The sequence below is a fragment of the Methylobacterium sp. WL18 genome (assembly GCF_008040015.1).
Classification (GTDB): Bacteria; Pseudomonadota; Alphaproteobacteria; order Rhizobiales; family Beijerinckiaceae; genus Methylobacterium; species Methylobacterium mesophilicum.
Genome location: NZ_VRVD01001317.1, coordinates 1 through 471, shown reverse-complemented (window position 1 = coordinate 471; position 471 = coordinate 1). Strand labels below are relative to the sequence as shown.

1 pseudogene is annotated in these 471 nt (G+C 74.3%); it reads left to right on the top strand.

The annotated features are described in order from the left end of the window. Positions 1-433: pseudogene (locus FV228_RS32515) on the top strand (purine-nucleoside phosphorylase); the annotation flags it as partial. Positions 434-471: the final 38 nt, after the last annotated feature.

Sequence of the window (471 nt, the reverse complement as noted above, 5' to 3'; positions counted from 1 at the left end):
GCGCCTGCTGCTGACCAACGCCTCCGGGTCCCTGCGGCCGGAGACCGGCCCGGGCAGCCTGGTCCTGCTCGCCGACCACATCAACCTGTCGGGCCTGAACCCGCTGATCGGTGAGGCGAGCGACGCCCGCTTCGTGCCGATGACCGACGCCTACGATGCGGACCTGCGCGTGCGCCTCCGGGCCGCGGCGGGGGCCTGCGGCGTGCCCCTCGGTGAGGGCGTCTACGCGTGGTTCTCCGGCCCGAGCTTCGAGACCCCGGCCGAGGTCCGGATGGCCGGCATCCTCGGAGCCGACCTCGTGGGCATGTCCACCGTGCCCGAAGTGATCCTCGCCCGCTTCCTCGGCCTGCCGGTGGCGGCCGTGTCGGTGGTGACCAACCTCGCCGCCGGGATCGCCGGGGTTTCGAAGCTCGGGCCGGAGAACCACGCGTAGACGCCCTCACCGAGGGGCACGCCGCAGGCCCCCGCCGC